Source organism: Sorangium sp. So ce426 (assembly GCF_051475585.1).
Taxonomy (GTDB): Bacteria; Myxococcota_A; Polyangia; order Polyangiales; family Polyangiaceae; genus Sorangium; species Sorangium cellulosum_B.
Genome location: NZ_CP150341.1, coordinates 1,250,920 through 1,268,126, shown reverse-complemented (window position 1 = coordinate 1,268,126; position 17,207 = coordinate 1,250,920). Strand labels below are relative to the sequence as shown.

13 protein-coding genes are annotated in these 17,207 nt (G+C 71.1%); 3 read left to right on the top strand and 10 right to left on the bottom strand.

Translation table 11 applies throughout. The features are described 5' to 3' along the window. Positions 1 to 262: 262 nt before the first annotated feature. Both WMF44_RS04700 and WMF44_RS04695 read left to right on the top strand, forming a co-directional pair. The gene (locus WMF44_RS04700; RefSeq protein WP_437297917.1) at positions 263 to 4,486 is read left to right on the top strand and encodes a protein kinase domain-containing protein; all 4,224 of its coding nucleotides are present in this window, start codon (positions 263 to 265) and stop codon (positions 4,484 to 4,486) included. A 5-nt stretch (positions 4,487 to 4,491) separates the two neighbouring features. Further along, positions 4,492 to 5,538 carry a tetratricopeptide repeat protein gene (locus WMF44_RS04695; RefSeq protein WP_437297916.1) on the top strand — a complete coding sequence of 349 codons (1,047 nt, stop codon included), beginning with the start codon at positions 4,492 to 4,494 and terminating at the stop codon, positions 5,536 to 5,538. Between the two features lie 96 nt (positions 5,539 to 5,634). Here the strand turns inward: WMF44_RS04695 and rpsS are convergent, their stop codons facing one another. The 9 genes from rpsS to rpsL form a co-directional block, all read right to left on the bottom strand. Beyond that, entirely contained in the window at positions 5,635 to 5,931 is a 297-nt protein-coding gene (gene rpsS, locus WMF44_RS04690; RefSeq protein ID WP_437297915.1) for a 30S ribosomal protein S19, read from the bottom strand. A 2-nt stretch (positions 5,932 to 5,933) separates the two neighbouring features. Then, on the bottom strand, positions 5,934 to 6,764 hold the full coding sequence (gene rplB, locus WMF44_RS04685) for a 50S ribosomal protein L2 (protein WP_437297914.1): 831 nt from the start codon (positions 6,762 to 6,764) through the stop codon (positions 5,934 to 5,936). A 2-nt stretch (positions 6,765 to 6,766) separates the two neighbouring features. Continuing rightward, positions 6,767 to 7,063 (bottom strand): 50S ribosomal protein L23, encoded by a 297-nt coding sequence (locus WMF44_RS04680; protein WP_012233478.1) that lies wholly within the window; start codon positions 7,061 to 7,063, stop codon positions 6,767 to 6,769. 15 nt (positions 7,064 to 7,078) lie between these two features. After that, the gene (rplD, locus tag WMF44_RS04675) at positions 7,079 to 7,702 is read right to left on the bottom strand and encodes a 50S ribosomal protein L4 (RefSeq protein WP_012233477.1); all 624 of its coding nucleotides are present in this window, start codon (positions 7,700 to 7,702) and stop codon (positions 7,079 to 7,081) included. Positions 7,703 to 7,715: 13 nt separating this feature from the next. After that, the gene (gene rpsJ, locus WMF44_RS04670) at positions 7,716 to 8,027 is read right to left on the bottom strand and encodes a 30S ribosomal protein S10 (protein ID WP_012233476.1); all 312 of its coding nucleotides are present in this window, start codon (positions 8,025 to 8,027) and stop codon (positions 7,716 to 7,718) included. 10 nt (positions 8,028 to 8,037) lie between these two features. Beyond that, the gene (gene tuf / locus WMF44_RS04665) at positions 8,038 to 9,228 is read right to left on the bottom strand and encodes an elongation factor Tu (RefSeq protein ID WP_437297488.1); all 1,191 of its coding nucleotides are present in this window, start codon (positions 9,226 to 9,228) and stop codon (positions 8,038 to 8,040) included. A 9-nt stretch (positions 9,229 to 9,237) separates the two neighbouring features. After that, positions 9,238 to 11,352, bottom strand: a complete 2,115-nt coding sequence (gene fusA / locus WMF44_RS04660) for an elongation factor G (RefSeq protein WP_437297913.1) — start codon at positions 11,350 to 11,352, stop codon at positions 9,238 to 9,240. A 304-nt stretch (positions 11,353 to 11,656) separates the two neighbouring features. Further along, positions 11,657 to 12,127 carry a 30S ribosomal protein S7 gene (gene rpsG / locus WMF44_RS04655; protein ID WP_012233474.1) on the bottom strand — a complete coding sequence of 157 codons (471 nt, stop codon included), beginning with the start codon at positions 12,125 to 12,127 and terminating at the stop codon, positions 11,657 to 11,659. Positions 12,128 to 12,164: 37 nt separating this feature from the next. After that, on the bottom strand, positions 12,165 to 12,563 hold the full coding sequence (gene rpsL / locus WMF44_RS04650) for a 30S ribosomal protein S12 (protein WP_012233473.1): 399 nt from the start codon (positions 12,561 to 12,563) through the stop codon (positions 12,165 to 12,167). Between the two features lie 1,428 nt (positions 12,564 to 13,991). Between rpsL and WMF44_RS04645 the strand changes: the two genes are divergently transcribed. Continuing rightward, positions 13,992 to 14,735, top strand: a complete 744-nt coding sequence (locus tag WMF44_RS04645) for a hypothetical protein (protein ID WP_437297912.1) — start codon at positions 13,992 to 13,994, stop codon at positions 14,733 to 14,735. A gap of 78 nt (positions 14,736 to 14,813) precedes the next feature. Here the strand turns inward: WMF44_RS04645 and ppk1 are convergent, their stop codons facing one another. After that, a complete protein-coding gene (gene ppk1 / locus WMF44_RS04640) occupies positions 14,814 to 17,045 on the bottom strand; it encodes a polyphosphate kinase 1 (RefSeq protein ID WP_437297911.1) in 2,232 nt (743 codons plus the stop codon). Positions 17,046 to 17,207: the final 162 nt, after the last annotated feature.

The following is a 17,207-nucleotide window of genomic DNA, read 5'->3' as shown; positions in this document are numbered from 1 at the left end:
TCGCGGAGCGCCCTCGCCGCGCCGCCCTGCGGCTCGTCGCGGGCGTGTGCCCGGCCGCACGCGCAGCGCCCGCACGCCGGCGAGATCTCGCGAGCACGTGGCATTTCGCCGCACGCGCGGGCGCTGGCCCGACCGTCCAGCGCCCGCTTGGATCCCACGCGAGGCCCACCTGACAGGGCGCCCCGGACACGCCCAAACTCGCCGAGTTTTCGGCCGTGAACGCTGGATCCAGCTTCTGACGTCCTGATAGCATGCGAATCCCATGGCGCTCGACAGGCCGCCCGGTGCGGGCTCTGCTTCGCGACTCGGCAACTATGAGCTGCTGAGAGAGCTCTCCGGCGGTGGCATCGGCTCCACGTGGCTGGCGCGGGCGTCCTCCGACGCGGGCGAGGCGAAGAGCGCGCCGCCCGTCACGATCCTGCGCATCTACCGGCACCTCACGAAGAAGGCCGAGACCGCCGACAGCATCCTCCGCGAAGCCGGGATGGCGCAGCAGGTCCGCTTCCCGAACGTGCTCTCGGTGCTCGACGCCCGCATCGCGGACGGCGAGGTCTTCATCGTCTCGGAGTACGTGGAGGGCGAGCCTCTGGGCGCGCTGGTGCCTTTGGCCGGCGCCGAGGGGCTGCCGCCGCCGGTGTCCCTCCGGATCGCGATCGACGTGCTGCGCGCGCTCGCGTCCGCGCACACGGCGCAGCCCGCGCCGCTCGTCCACGGCGAGCTGAACCCGACCCACGTCTCCGTCGGCATCGCCGGCGTCACCCGGGTCGGCGGGCTCGGCGTCGCGCGGGCCATCGCCGGGCTCGCGCCGATGGGGACGAGGAACCCCGATCGGCTGGCCTATGCCGCGCCCGAGCGGGTCAAGGCGATGGCAGCGCACGCGGAGGCCCCGCTCGATCCGCGCGCGGATCTCTTCTCGGTCGGCGTGGTCCTCTGGGAGCTGCTCGCGCGGCAGCGGCTGTTCTCGTCGAAGCTGGAGGCCGCGGTCATCCAGAAGGTGCAGTCGGCGCCGATCCCGCAGCTCGCGGGGCTCGCCGGGGGCGCCGTCTCGGCCGAGGTCGTCGAGGTCGTCCAGACGGCGCTCGAGCGCGATCCCGCGCGCCGCTTCGCGAGCGCCTCGGCGATGCTCGCGGCGCTGGAGGCCGCGGGGGCAGGGCGGATCGCCGGGGATGAGGACGTGGCCGCGGCGGTGAGCAGGCTGGCCGGCAAGACGATCGAGCCGCGCAGGACGATGATCGCGGCGGCCATGGCGAGCCCCGCTGGCGCGGACGAGCCGCGGCCGCCGCCGCGCGCGCGGGGGATGACGCTGGTGGGCGTGGCGATCCCCGCGGCCGACGGCGCGCTCTCCCCTCGCGGCGACAGCCCGCGTCAGCCGATCACCGCGCCGTCGCCGCGCGCGCGCGCGGCGACGCCTGGCGCGCCGCCGGTGGCCGCAGGCGGCGCGATCGCCGCGAGCCAGGTTCGCCCGACGAGCGGCGCGACGGCGACGAAGGACGCCGCCGCGCCGAAGAACGGCCTGGGGGCCAAGCCGGCGGCCGGCGCAGGCGCGTCGAACGGCGCGGGCCCTGCGGGCGCCGATGCGGCGCACGCCAGCGTCGACACCGGGTGGGGCTCGGTGGACGAGGTCCCCGCCCGCGACCTGCCCGGGCCGCGGCGTCCCGCACAGACCCTTCCGCGGATCGAGCTGTCGGGCCAGGGGACGGAGGATCGCGCCGCCGCCGGGGCGAGCACCGAGCGCGCCGCAGCGACGGGGGCGGCCACGGCGAAGGAGCAGCCGCCCGCGCGGCCGGCCGCGCCGCGCCCGGGCGATCTGGGCGACCCCCTCGTGGCGGCGCGGGCGACGCCGACGCCGGCCGAAGGGACGGCGCCGAAGCCGCCGACGCCGGCCCTGGGAGGGCCGTCCCCGAGGCCACCTCGCCCGCCGCCGCCGGCTCGCGCGGCGTCGCCGGCGCAGCCCGAGACGCACGGCAAGGTCGCCGCTGCAGCGCCTGCCGCCGTCGTGCCAGCGCTCACGCCGAGCCCTCCGACGCCTCGGGTACCTGTGCCGCCGCCGGCCGCTGCGACGCGCCGCACGCCCGTGGTGCCCGCCGTGACGCCGGCGCCACGCGCGGCCGCCACGCCCGCGCCGCCGCTGGCGACGGCCACGAGCCGCGCGCCGGCGACACCGTCGGCGCCCCTGCCGCCGGCCGCGCCCGCGCCGGCCGCGTCGGCAGAGCGGCCTCAGCCGCTGCCCCCCGTCGCGCCCGCGTCGGCCACCGCGCCTGCCATCCCTGTCGCAGCGAAGACCCCGCCGCCCCCGCCGGCGGCGGCCGCGCCTCCGGGCGGAGCGCCTGCGACGCAGGAGGGCGCGCGAGGCAACGGTCCGGCGTCGACCTCCAGCAGGACGGTCGCCACGCCGACCGGGATGCAGGGCCCGAACAAGCTCTGGGGTCGCGCGGCGTCGGCCGTGGACCAGCTGGGCCCGGGGAGCACCCTCGGCCGCTACGAGATCCTCATGCCGGTCGCCAAGGGCGGCATGGCGGCCGTCTGGGCCGCGCGCCTCCAGGGCACCCGCGGCTTCAGGAAGATCGTCGCCATCAAGACGATGCTGCCCGACGTCTCCGACGACCCCGACTTCGAGTCGATGTTCCTCGACGAGGCGCGTGTCGCGGCGCGGATCCGGCACCCCAACGTGGTCGAGATCCTCGACCTCGGCGAGGAGGACGACGTCCTCTACATCGTGATGGAGTGGGTCGACGGCGAGACGGCCGGCACGCTGCAGAAGGCCGCGAAGCGGCTCGGGGGCATCCCGCAGCGGATCGTGCTCCGCATCGCCTCGCAGATCTGCGCGGGGCTCCACAACGCGCACGAGCTCCGCGACGACGGCGGCGTGCTGCTCGACCTCGTCCACCGGGACATCTCGCCGGCGAACGTGCTCATCTCGACCGCCGGGTTCGTGAAGATCGTCGACTTCGGCGTGGCGAAGTCGAAGGGGCGCCTGCACGTCACGCGCGCTGGCGGCATCGTCAAGGGGAAGACGCCGTACCTCTCGCCGGAGCAGCTCGGCGGGCTCCCCATCGATCGGCGGAGCGACATCTTCTCGCTCGGCGCGCTGCTGTACGTGCTCACGACGGGGCTGCACCCCTTCCGCGCCGAGACCGAGCTCGCGACCATCGAGAACATCACCATCAAGAACCCGCTCCCCCCGCGCGAGCTGAACGGAGCGATCCACCCCGAGCTCGACAGGATCATCCTCAAGGCGCTCGAGAAGGACCCCGAGAGCCGCTTCTCGACGTGCGCGGAGATGCAGCGGGCCATCGATCAGGTCGCGTCGACGCTCGGCGAGCCCACGACCGACGAGGACGTGGCGGCCTTCGTGCGGCAGGCGATCGGCGAGATCCAGTCGAAGCGCGCGCAGGAGCTCCGCGACGCGATCGCGGCCGTCGACGCAGGCTCCGCCGTGAACTCGGAGCGCCGGCCCGGGGCCTCTCTGGAGGGCCACGCTGCCGTGGCCGACGTCGGCGCGGGCTCGCGCGAGGGCGCTCCCGCCGCGGCGGTGGGGTCTCCCCTTGCGGCAGCGGCGCCGGCCGGCGCCGGCCCGGCGTCCAGCAGAGGGGCCGCATCACCGGCCGCGGAGAAGGACGAGGAGCCGCCGGTCAGCCTGGAGCCGATCTCGTTCGAAGAGATCGCCGTGCCGGCGCGGCCTGCCGGGGTGCCGCCGCGGCTCATCATCGCGCCCGCCCTGCAGGCCGACGTCGCGCCCGGCGAGCCGGCCGAGCCGGTGAGCCCGCGGCCCGCCGCCCGCGAGGGCAAGCCGCTCGGCTCGTCCGCCAAGCGGATCCTCCCGGCGGCCGGCGTGCCCGCCACGAAGGTGCTCGCGGCGGCGGATCCGCCCGCGTCGCGGGCCGCGGCGCTCAGCGAACGCCTCGCGAGGCGCGGCTCGCGGAGCCTCGCCAACGACGCCGGCGAGGTCACGGCGGTCGACCGATCGTTCGAGACCGGGGAGCGGCGCAAGCGGCTCCAGCTGATCGTGGCTGGCGCGGCGATGTTCTGCGTGGCGCTCGGGGCCGTCGCGCTCGTCGTGCGCGGCGGCGACGAGCGCTCGCGTCCGGAGATCGGCAAGGCGCGCGTCGATGCGTTGCCCGCGGCCGCGGCGGCCGACGCCACCGCCACCGCGGCCGCGGCGGAGGCCGCCCCGGCTGCGCCCGTTCCGCCGGCGGAGCCTCAGGCGGCGGAGCCGGCGTCGCCGCCCGCTCCCGAGGCCTCGGCGGCGCCTCCCGAGGCGGAGCCGGCGCCCTCGCCGGCGCCCCCCGAGGCGGAGCCGGCGCCTTCCCAGACGGCCAAGGCGCCCGGGGCAGCGACGGCGCAGCCCATCGCCGCGCCGCAGGCGTCGCGCCCACCGTCGACCGCGCGCCCCCGGACGACGTCCACGCCGGCGAAGCCTGCGCCCAGGCCAGCAACGACCGGCAAACCCATCCCCAAGAAGAAGTACAACCCATCGGGTATCTGAACACCGTGCGATCTCGACCCTGGCTCCGTGCGCTGCTCTTCGGTGCGGCATCTTGCCTGTGCTTGTGCACGCTCCCCGGGCCCGCGTCCGGTGCGGACGGCGCCGCGGCGACGCCCGCGCCGGACGCGGTGGAGAAGGCGCAGAACCACTTCAAGAAGGGCGCCGCCCTCTACGAGAGCAAGCGCTACGCGCTTGCGCTGGAGCAGTTCCGGGCCTCGTACGCCACCGTGCCGAGCCCGAACTCCCGCCTCTACATCGCGCGCTGCCTCGCGGATCTGGGCGATCACATCGAGGCGTACCTCGAGTTCGATCAGGTCGCGGCGGAGGCCGCGTCCCGGGCGAAGGACGAGCCGCGCTATGCCCAGACGGAGCAGACCGCGCAGCTGGAGCGCGACGAGCTCGCGCGCAAGATCGCCCTCGTCACCGTCACGGTCGCGCACCCGGACGCGGCGACCTCGCTCGCGGTGGCTGGCAAGGACGTCCCGCGCGAGCGGTGGGGCAAGCCGTTCCCGGTCAAGCCCGGCAAGACCGAGATCGTCCTGCGCACCAAGCTCACCTCGACGCCGCAGACCGTCGATCTCTCGGCGGGCGAAGCGAAGACCGTCGCGCTCGACGCCGAGCCGAGCGGCCCGACCGAGGCCGGCTCCGGCTCTCCGGCGCTCCTCGACGAGGGCCCGAGCCCGCCCTTTTCGGAAGCGCCCTCGCCGCGTGCGCACCTGCGGCCTTACGCCTACGCCGCTGGCGGCGTGGGCGTGGCAGGGCTCGCGATGTTCACCGTCGCCGGGCTGATGGCGAACAGCACGTACAGCGATCTCGCCGAGACCTGCAGGGGCCCCTGCCCCGCCGAGCGCCAGGACGACGTCGACGCCGGCAAGACCCAGAAGACGGTCGCGAACATCGGCGTCGTGGTCGGCGCGCTCGGGCTCGTCACGGGCACGACCCTGCTCATCCTGAGCTTCACCGGCGGCGGCGCTGGCGGCTCGCAGAGCGCCACGGCCTCGACGCAGCTGCTCGTCGGCCCCGATTTCGTCGGTCTACGCGGCCAATTCTAACGCGGGCTCCGTAGCTGCAAAAAAAGGAACGGGCGGGATCGCTGCTGCGACCCCGCCCGTTTCATGTCGGATGCGCTCGCGGTTGACGCGGAGCGATCAGCGACCGCCCGGGCCCTTGGTGACCTTGGACTTCTTGTCCCCGGAGTGGCCGTGGAACGTGCGCGTCGGGGCGAACTCACCCAGCTTGTGGCCGACCATGTTCTCCGTCACGAACACGGGAACGAACTTCCTCCCGTTGTGCACGGCGAAGGTCAGGCCGACCGACTCCGGCAGGATCGTCGAGCGGCGCGACCACGTCTTGATCACCTTCTTGGCATTGGTCGCCTGGGCCGCCTGGATCTTCTCCAGCAGGTGACCGTCAATGAAGGGCCCTTTCTTGATGCTCCTCGGCATGACTAACCCTTGGTCCCGCGCCGCCGGACGATCATCCCGTCGGTGCGCTTGTTGTTCCGCGTCTTGAGGCCCTTCGAGAGCTGACCCCACGGCGAGCACGGATGACGCCCGCCGCTCGTCCGGCCCTCACCACCGCCCATCGGATGATCGACGGGGTTCATCGTGACACCGCGGTTGTGCGGCCGGCGCCCGAGCCAGCGCGAGCGCCCCGCCTTGCCGAGGCTGATGTTCGCGTGCTCGGAGTTCGACACCTGCCCGATCGTGGCGCGGCAATCGAGGTGCACCTTGCGGATCTCGCCGCTCGGGAGGCGGACCTGCGCGTAGTCGCCGTCCTTCGCCATGAGCTGCGCGGCCACGCCGGCCGAGCGCACGAGCTGACCGCCCTTGCCCTTCTTGACCTCGACGTTGTGGATCGAGGTGCCGGGCGGGATGAAGCGGAGCGTCAGGCTGTTGCCAGGCTTGATGTCCGCGTTCCGGCTCGCGAGCAGCGTCGCCCCCACCGCGAGGCCGTCGGGCGCCAGGATGTAGCGCTTCTCGCCGTCCACGTAGTGCAGGAGCGCGATGCGCGCCGTCCGGTTCGGGTCGTACTCGATCGAGGCGACCTTCGCCGGGACGCCGATCTTGTCGCGCCGGAAATCGATGATCCGGTAGCGCTGCTTGTGACCACCGCCGCGGAACCGCGACGTGATCCGGCCGTTGTTGTTCCGGCCGCCGGTGGACGTCTGCTGCTCCAGCAGCGACCGCTCGGGCTCGACCTTCGTGATCTCCTTGAAGTCGCTGACCGAGTAGTAACGCCGCGCCGGCGAGGTCGGCTTGAAGGATCTGATTCCCATCGCTATTCCGCCTTCTCGTCGAAGAACTGGATCTCGTCACCCTCCTTGAGGGTCACGATCGCCTTCTTCCAATTGCGCAGCTTCGCGTAGCCGCGCCCCATGCGCTTGTCCTTGCCGCGCATGATCAGCGTGTTGACGTCCACGACGCCCACCTTGAAGAGCGTCTGGATGGCGTCCTTGATCTGGATCTTGTTCGCCTCGCGGCGGACCTCAAAGATGACCTTGTTGCCTTGGTCGCGGAGCCGGCTCGACTTCTCCGTGAGGATGATTGGCCGGCGGATGATCTGCTCGGGCTGCATGTCGGACTCCCCTGACTAGCGAAGGCAACGCGCCTCGAGCGCCTTGGCGGCGTCCCTCGAGACGATGAGGTGGTCGTGCCTGAGGAGGTCGTAGACGTTGACCCCTTCCGGCGGCAGGTACTGGTGGTTCTCCAGGTTGCGGAGGCTCTTCACCAGCTTGTCGTTGCCGGCCGTGTCGACGACCAGCGACTTCCGATCCGCCTGCAGCGTCGTCAGCGTGGCAGCGATCGCCTTGGTCTTGATCTCGGAGACCTCGAGGCTGTCGAGCACGATGAGCCGGCCCTCCTTCGCGAAGAGCGAGAGCGCGCTCTTCAGGGCGCCGATCCGCACCTTGCGCGGCGGACGGTACGACCAGTCCTTCGGCTCCAGGGCGTGCGCCATGCCGCCGCCCGCGTGGTGCGGCGCGCGGATCGAGCCCTGGCGAGCGCGGCCGGTGCCCTTCTGGCGATAGAGCTTCTTCGTGGAGCCGGCGACCGCGCTCCGCTCCTTCGTGGCCTTGGTGCCCGAGCGGCGGGACGCGAGCTGCGCCTTCACGACCTCGTAGAAGAGGTGCTCCTTCACCTCGGTCCCGAAGACCTCGTCCGAGAGGTCGAGTTCGCCGACCTGCTCCCGCTTGAGGTTGTAAACGGTAACCTTCATGGTACCTGGACTCCTAGCTCTTGATCTCGACGTCGACGCCGGCCGAAAGGTCGAGCTTCATCAGCGCGTCGAGGGTTTGCTGCGTCGGCTCGATGATGTCGAGAAGCCGCTTGTGCGTCCGGATCTCGAACTGCTCGCGCGACTTCTTGTCGACGTGGGGCCCCCGCAGGACCGTGTAACGGCGGATCTCGGTGGGCAGCGGGATGGGCCCCGCGACGTGCGCCCCGGTCCGCTTCGCCGTCTCGACGATGTCGCTCGTCGACTTGTCGAGCAGCTGGTGGTCGAAGGCCTTGAGGCGAATCCGGATCTTGGTTGTATCAGCCATGGTGCTCTTCCTACGCGAGGATCTTGGTGACGACGCCGGCGCCCACCGTCTTGCCGCCCTCGCGGATGGCGAAGCGCATCTGCTCCTCCAGCGCGACCGGGGCGATGAGCTCGATCGTCATCGTGATGTTGTCGCCCGGCATCACCATCTTCACCCCCTCGGGGAGGTTCACCGTGCCGGTCACGTCCGTCGTCCGGATGTAGAACTGCGGCCGGTAGTTGGTGAAGAACGGCGTGTGGCGCCCGCCCTCCTCCTTCTTGAGGACGTACACCTCACCGGTGAACTTCGTGTGCGGCGTGATCGACCCGGGCTTCGCCAGCACCTGGCCGCGCTCGATCTCTTCCTTCTCCACGCCGCGGAGCAGACACCCGACGTTGTCGCCCGCCTGCCCCTGATCGAGCAGCTTGCGGAACATCTCGACGCCCGTCACGACCGACTTCTTCGTGTCCTTGAAGCCGATGATCTGCACCTCGTCGCCGACCTTGATCACGCCGCGCTCGATGCGGCCCGTGGCCACCGTGCCGCGGCCCTTGATCGAGAACACGTCCTCGACCGCCATCAGGAACGGCTTGTCGATGTCGCGCACCGGCTCGGGGATGTAGCTGTCCAGCGCGCTGAGCAGCTGCTGGATCGTCTCCTCCCACTTCGGGTCGCCCTGAAGCGCGGGCAGCGACGCGCCACGGACCACCGGCGCGTTGTCCCCGTCGAACTTGTACTTCGACAGGAGCTCGCGGACCTCCATCTCGACAAGGTCGAGCATCTCCGGGTCGTCCACCGCGTCGCACTTGTTGAGGAACACGACGATGTGGTTCAGGCCGACCTGCCGGGCGAGCAGCACGTGCTCGCGCGTCTGCGGCATCACGCTGTCGAGCGACGACACGACGAGGATCGCCCCGTCCATCTGCGCCGCGCCGGTGATCATGTTCTTGATGTAGTCGGCGTGCCCGGGGCAGTCGACGTGCGCGTAGTGGCGGTTCGCCGACTCGTACTCGACGTGCGCCGCCGCGATGGTCACCGTCTTCGTCTCGTCACGGACCGTCCCGCCCTTCGCGATGTCGGCGTACGAGATCGCCTTCGCCAGGTTGCGCTTCGACTGCACCTTGACGAGCGCCGCCGTGAGCGTGGTCTTGCCGTGGTCGATGTGACCGATGGTGCCCACGTTCACGTGCGGCTTCGTACGAGTGAATTTCTCCTTGGCCATGGCGTCTCTTTAACCTCGCTGCTTGGCGACGATCTCTTCCTGGATCGCTGCTGGAACCGGTGCGTAATGAGAAAACTGCATCGAATGGGTCGCGCGGCCTTGCGTCTTGGAACGGACGTCGGTCGCGTAACCGAACATGGTGGCGAGCGGGACCTCCGCGCGGATCACCCGGGTGTTCGCGCGCTGCCCCATATCGAGGATGCGGCCGCGCCGCGAGTTGAGATCTCCGATGACGTCCCCGAGGTAGTTCTCGGGCGACACGACCTCGACGGCCATCATCGGCTCGAGGAGCACGAGCCCCGCCCTCTTGGCGCCGTCCTGGAAGGCCATCGACGCGGCGACCTCGAACGCGGGCCCGGAGGAGTCGACCTCGTGGTAGCTGCCGAAGTGGAGCCGCACCTTGATGTCGACGACGGGGTAGCCGGCGAGCACGCCGCGGCCCATCGCGTCCCGGATGCCCTTCTCGATCGAGGGGATGAACTCCTTCGGGATGATGCCGCCGACGATGTCGTTCTCGAACACGAAGCCCGCGCCGCGCTCCGCCGGCTCGATGTCGATCCTCACGTGACCGAACTGGCCGTGTCCGCCCGACTGCCGGACGAAGCGCCCCTCCACGTCGGTCGCCTTCTTCGAGATGGTCTCGCGGTAGGCGACCTCGGGCTTGCCGACGTTGGCGTCGACCTTGAACTCGCGCTTCAGGCGGTCGACGATGATCTCGAGGTGGAGCTCGCCCATCCCGGCGATGATCGTCTGGCCCGTGTCCTCGTTCGTGAAGGTGCGGAACGAGGGGTCCTCGTAGGCGAGCTTCTGCAGGCTGAGCCCGAGCTTGTCGAGATCGGCCTTGGTCTTCGGCTCGATGGCGATCGAGATCACGGGGTCGGGGAACTCCATCCGCTCCAGCACGATCGGGTTCTTCTCCTCGCAGAGAGTGTCCCCGGTGCGGGTGTCGCGGAGCCCCACGGCAGCGTAGATGTTGCCCGCGTAGCAGACGTCGATCTCCTCGCGCTTGTTCGCGTGCATGCGGAGGATGCGCCCGAAGCGCTCCCGCTTGCCGCGCGTCGAGTTGAGCACGCTGACGCCGCTCTTCGTCGTGCCGGAGTAGACGCGGAAGAAGGTGAGGTTGCCGAACTGGTCGTTCATGACCTTGAACGCCAGCGCCGCGAACGGCTCTTCGTCGCTCGCCTTGCGCGAGACGACCTTGTCCTTCTTGTCGGGCAGCGTCCCCTCGACGGCCGGGATGTCGACCGGCGACGGCAGGTAGTTCACGACGCTGTCGAGCAGGAGCTGGACCCCCTTGTTCTTGAAGGCCGAGCCGCACAGGACCGGGACGATCTTGAAGCCGAGGGTGCCCGCGCGGATGGCCGCGTGGATCTCCTGCTCGGTGATCTGGTCGATCTCACCGGCGATGAACTTCTCCATCACCTTGTCGCTCGCGTCGGCGCACGCCTCGATGAGCTTCTCGCGGAGCTCCTTGCACCGCGGCAGGAGGTCGGCCGGGATCTCCTGCCAGTCGTAGCGCTGGCCCTTCGTCTCCTCGTCGAACACGGCGGCCCGGAGGGTCACGAGGTCGATCACGCCGCGGAACGAGTCCTCCGCGCCGAGCGGGTAGTGGATCGCCACCGGGTTCGCGCCGAGGCGCTCGCGGATGGAGTCGACGCACATGTCGAAGTCGGCGCCGACCTTGTCCATCTTGTTGATGAACGCGATGCGCGGGACGCCGTACTTGTCCGCCTGCCGCCACACCGTCTCGCTCTGCGGCTCGACGCCGTTGCCGCCGTCGAACACCGCCACCGCGCCGTCGAGCACGCGGAGGCTCCGCTCGACCTCGATGGTGAAGTCGACGTGACCGGGCGTGTCGATGATGTTGATCCGGTGAGAGACGCCCTTCTCGGGGCCCTGCTCCGGCGCCCAGAAGCAGTTCGTCGCGGCGGACGTGATGGTGATGCCGCGCTCCTGCTCCTGGACCATCCAGTCCATCGTGGCTGCGCCCTCGTGGACCTCGCCGATCTTGTAGTTGACACCCGAGTAATAAAGGATGCGCTCGGTGACCGTGGTCTTGCCCGCATCGATGTGGGCCATGATCCCGATGTTGCGCGTCCGTTCCAGGCTGTACTCGCGTGCCACTTTTCCTTCTCCGTCGTGTGATGCGTGGGGTGAGGGTTTCGGACTCAGGATGCAAAACACCCTCTCCAGCCCGGCCCGCCTCCGTTGTGGCGGGCACTTGAACCTGGAGAGGGTGTCGGGGTACAGCAGCAGCTTTTCTAGGTCCCGCGAGGGCGAGCGCTGTCGCGCTCCCTCGAGAGGACCGGCTCTGTAACCCGATCCTTATGTCAGCCGTGCCATCTCGCTCTACGCGTCTCCTCGCCTGGGGATGGGACCTGAAATGACGAACCAGCGCAGATCCGGGATCTGCGCTGGCCTCGCTGACCTACCAGCGGTAGTGGGCGAACGCCTTGTTGGCCTCCGCCATCTTGTGCGTGTCGTCGCGCTTCTTGACCGCGTTGCCGCGGTTCTGCGCCGCGTCGACGAGCTCGGCGGCGAGCCGCTCGCGCATCGTCTTCTCGCCGCGGCCGCGCGAGTAGGTCACGAGCCACCGCATCGCCAGCGCGACGCGACGCTCGGGGCGAACCTCGACGGGGACCTGGTAGGTCGCGCCGCCGACACGCCGGCTCTTCACCTCGAGCTTCGGCTTCACGTTGTCGAGCGCCTTGCGGAAGACGTCGATCGGCTCCTCCTTGAAGCGGTCGCGCACGATGTCGAACGCGCCGTAGAGGATCCCCTCGGCGGTCGCCTTCTTGCCCGACTGCATCAGGGAGTTCGTGAACTTGGCGACGAGCTTGTCCTTGTACTTCGGGTCCGGAATGATCTTCCGCTTCGGGACTTCGCGACGACGGGGCATCTTCGTTCCTCTGCTCGGCTTTCGCGCGTTGAGGCCGTCAGGCCTTCGGGCGCTTCACGCCGTACTTCGAGCGCTTGCGGTTGCGGGTCGCTTTGTTGGTTGAGCTCGGCCCGGCAGCGCCGGACGCGTCGAGCGTGCCGCGGACGACGTGGTAGCGCACGCCCGGCAGGTCCTTGACACGGCCGCCGCGGATGAGGACGACCGAGTGCTCCTGCAGGTTGTGGCCTTCGCCCGGGATGTAGCTCGTCACTTCCATCTGGTTGCTCAGCCTGACGCGGCAGACCTTGCGGAGCGCAGAGTTGGGCTTCTTCGGCGTCGTGGTGTAAACACGTACGCACACGCCTCGCCGCTGCGGGCAGGACTTGAGCGCAGGAGAGGCCGTCTTGTAACGAGCGGCCTCGCGGCCTTGGCGGATGAGCTGGCTGATGGTCGGCATAGTGACGCGGATTTCCACCTGAGGGATGGGGACGCGCAGGATACCCAGGAGGCGACCCATGTCAAGCGGGACGACACCCGTTCGTGTTGGATACGCCAGCGTGGCGTTCGTTCGCGTCGCTCCCGTCTGATGCGTCGTTGCGTCCGCCGCGTCAATCGCATCGTTCACGTCGCCACGTCGCCACGTCGCCACGTCGCCACGTCGCTTGCGTCGTTCACGCCGGTCGCGTCCGTTGCGCTGGCTGAAGCGCGGCGTCGTTCGTGTCGGGCGCGTCGGTCCCGCCGCGCCTGCGGAGGCCGTGCTCTGCACGTCCCGGCTCCCGGCCCCGCGCGAAGGGCTCGTGGGTCGCGGCGCGCGGCGGGGGCCGTCCGCGCGCGTCTCGTTCGACGGGGCGCTCGGCGAGCGACCGCGGCTCCCGGGACGCGCGGGAGCCTGCGCGCGCCGCACGAGTCGGACGCCGACACGCACCGCGGGCCCTTGGCGGCCCGCCTGCTGTTCGGTACGGTCGCTGCGTGGCGAAGAAGGTTTCACGCGCCCAGCGTAAAGAAAGCCGGCGCAAGGCGCCGCAGAGCAGCGCTGCGTCGAGGCCTGCGTCAGGCGTGGACACGGGGCCCTCGTCGCGCGGCGAGCAGGGCGACAGCGCGACAGCGCGAGGGCCCGCGGTAGCGCGCGTCGATCCGACGGCGAGCCGAAGCGGCGACGACCCGCGCGGCGCGCACACACGCGGCGCCGCCGCGCCGAGCAGCGCGGAGCCCGCGCGGGCGCGCGACGCCGGCGATCGATCCCATCGGAGAGGCGGCGTCGAGGCGCAGCCCGCGCGAGCGCGCGGAGGAAGCGCACAGAAAAAGCCAAAGCGAGATCGCGCGCTCCTTGTGTTCCTGGGCCTCGTGGCGCTCGCCGCGGTGATCGTGTTCGCCGCGCAGTCCCCCCGCGCCCCGGAGCGCGCCGCGCCCGAGCCCGCGAGAGCCGCTCCGGCAAAGACACACGCCGCGGAGCCGGCCACCCCGTCCCTCGCCGCGCCGACGGCGACCGACGAGCCGCCCGCCCCACCTCCCGTCGACTCGTCGCCGCCGACGATCGTCACCGCCGAAACGCCCGCAGCGGAGACGGCGCGCGCTGCAACCCCGCAGCGTGCTGCATCGCCAGCGGGGACAGCTGCCAGCGCTTCTCCATCAGGAGCAGGCACCGGAGCAGCCGCAGCCGCCCCGCCGAAGAAGCGCACCAGCGCACCGAAGCCGGCCGCCGCGCCGCCCGTGGCGACACCGACAGCCGTGGCGACACCGACAGCGGGGGCGACGCCGGCAGCGGAGGCGACACCGGCAGCGGGGGCGTCGACAGCGGAGGCGGCGCCTCCGCCGGAGCCGGCGCAAAAGCCAGCCGAGCTTCCACACGAGTGATCGCAACCGCCGTGATGAAAGGACGCCCGAGATGCTTCGCTTGAATGCTTCGCCCGACGCCGCTCGAACGCCGGGCCGCTCGCCGCGATCCCGCGCGCGGGCGCTCGCCCTGCCGCTCGGCGTCGCGCTGTCCGGCTTCCTCGCCGCGGCGACGGCGGGCGCGCAGCCGGCGCCGCAACCCGCGCCGCCCGCCGCCTCCGCGCCGCCCGCTGCCTCCGCGCCGCCCGCTGCCTCCGCGCCGCCGTACCCGGTCCCGTACCCGGCGCCGCCGCAGGAGGCCCCGCTGGCTCCGCCAGGGGCCTCGCCGGGCTATCCGCCGCCTGGTCCCCCGGGCGGCTACGCTCCGTACGGCGGCGCCTACGCTCAGCTCCCGCCGGGCTACCCGGTGACCCCGGCGGAGATCCCGCCTGCTCCGCCCCCGGTTCCCCTGCGCCGGAAGAGCCCGGGCCTCATGCTGGGCGGCATCGCGCTCACCGCCGGCGGCACGATCGCGTTCTTCACCGGGACGGGCCTGCTCGCGTCGGCGAGCAACCGATACGAGATCTACTGCGATTTCGGGGGCTTCACGGGCATCTGCGAGACGCGCACCGACGGGCGCCGCCAGCTCGCCGGCGCGCTCGTCTCCGTGGCGGGCGGCATCATGATCGCCGTGGGCATCCCGCTCTGGGTCATCGGCGGGAAGAAGGTGCCGGTCAGCGACGCGACGCCCAAGGCGTCGGCCCAGACCACGCTCTCGCTCGGCCCCGGCTCCGCCGCGTTGCAGACGCAGTTCTGAAGGCTCCCCTCGCCCGATCCTCCCCATCCCCGCGCGCGGGGTCGCCGGGAGGCCTCTACCGCTCCTGCGCGTCGTCGCTCAGGGCAGACCCTTCTTCTTCTTGGCGCCCTTGCGGTGGCGCGGCCCGCCGTCGTCCGTGCCCGCGGGCATGCGGAGGATGTGGAAGCGCCCGCCACCGCGCGCCAGCGGATCGCTGAGCTTCACCCGCTCGCGCGCCAGCTCGATGAAGCGGTGCTGCGACCGCAGCTGGGGGGCGCCGGCGGGCTGCTGGAGCTTGTGGTAGCTGCCGTCGCTCGCGAGCTCCCAGGTCTTCGCCGTGTCGGACATCACGGTGTTCAGCATGTCCTCCACGCGCGCGCGGGTGGCGGGCTCGATGATCGGGATCATCAGCTCGACGCGGCGATGGAAGTTGCGCGGCATCCAGTCGGCGCTCGACATGTAGATCTCCTCGCTGCCGCCGTTCGCGAACCGGAACAGGCGCTTGTGCTCGAGGAAACGATCGATGATCGCGCGCACCTGGATCCGCTCCGACAGGCCCGGGATCCCCGGCCGGAGGCAGCAGATGCCGCGCACGGCGAGCTTGATCTCGACCCCGGCCTGCGACGCCGAGTAGAGCGCGTCGATGACGTCGACGTCCACGAGCGCGTTCATCTGCGCCACGATCTCCGCCCTGCGCCCGGCCCGCGCGTGGGCCTCCTCGCGCGCGATGAGGCCCAGCACCGCCTCGTGCAGGCCGAGCGGCGCCACGAGGAGGCGGTTCCATTTGGGCGGCGCGCTGTAGCCGGTCAGCAGGTTGAAGAGCGACGTCATGTCCTCGCCGATCTCCCGGTTCGCCGTGAACAGGCCGATGTCGGTGTAGAGCCGCGCGGTCTGCGGGTTGTAGTTGCCCGTCGACAGGTGCACGTAGCGGCGCAGCTTGTCCTTCTCGCGCCGTACCACGAGCAGCGCCTTCGCGTGCGTCTTCAGCCCGAGCAGGCCGTAGATCACCTGCACGCCGCTCTGCTCGAGCGTCCTCGCCCACTGGATGTTGCTCGCCTCGTCGAACCGCGCCTTCAGCTCGACGATGGCCGTCACCTGCTTGCCGCTCTCGGCCGCGCGCGCGAGCGCCTTCAGGATCGGCGAGTCGCCGCCGGTCCGGTAGAGCGTCTGCTTGATCGCGAGCACGTTCGGGTCGTCGGCGGCGCGGGAGACGAACTCCGCGATCGGATCGAACGACTCGTACGGGTGGTGCAGGAGCACGTCCTGCTCCCGGATGACGGCGAAGATGTCCTCGACGTCCCGGAAGAGCGGCGGGACCTGCGGCGCGAACGGCTCGTCCCGGTACTCGCGGCGCTCGTCGTCCGCGACGATGCCCATGAGGTCGGCGATGTGGAGCGGCCCAGGCACCCGGTAGACGGCGTGCGACGCGTCGACCTTGAGCGCGCGGCAGAGCCGCTGGACCGAGGTGCCGGCGCCCTCGCCGAAGCCGATCTCCAGGCGCACGGCGTTGCCGCGATCGCGCCGGCGGAGCTCGGCCTGGATCGTCTCGAGCAGGTCCTCGCCTTCCTCCTCGTCGATCTCGAGGTCCCAGTTCCGGGTGACGCGGAAGGGGTACGTGCCGCGCAGCCTGCCCGAGGGGAAGAAATCCTTCACGTGCCGGGCGATCACGTCCTCGAGCAGGACGAACGCGCGCGTCGCGCCCTCCACGCGGACCCGCATCAGCCGGCTCAGCCCCGGCGGCACCTGGATGACCGCGAAGCCTGGCTCCTGCGCTTCATGCTCCCGGGAGAACATGATCCCGAGGTTGATCATCTTGTTGCGCAGGTGCGGGAACGGGTGCCCCGGGTCGATCGCGATCGGCGTGAGGATCGGGAAGATGTCCGTGCGGAACCGCTCGTCGAGCGCGCCGAGCTCGGTCGCGCCGAGCTCATGGGGCCGGACGATCACGATGCCGGCGCGCTGGAGCGCCGGGATCAGATCCGCGTGCCAAAGCTGGTAGGCGTCATCGACGAGCGCGTGGACCCGCGCGCTGATCGCCACGAGCTGCTCGTGGGGCGTGAGCCCGTCCGGCGGGACCTCCGCGATCGTGCGCTGCGTCTGCGCCTGGAGCCCGGCGACGCGCACCATGAAGAACTCGTCGAGGTTGGAGAAGAAGATGCTCAGGAACTTGAGGCGCTCGAACAGCGGCACCTCGTGCGATCTGGCCTCCGACAGCACCCGCGCGTTGAACTCGAGCCACGAGAGCTCGCGGTTCAGGTAGTGCGTCGGGTCCCCCTCGATCGGGATCGCCCCCGGGGCGGCCGATGAAGCCGATGAAGACGATATCGACACCGGGCCGCTCGACGGGGCGGAGCTCCCCCCGGACCGCGCGCTGGAGGGGCCGCTCGGGCGCGGTGCAGGCCCGGCGACCCGAGCCGAATCCACGTCGTCTTCTGAGTCGGGAGCGAGGGCGCTATCTGGGGTGGACGGCGGGTCAGCCATGATCGAAGCTCC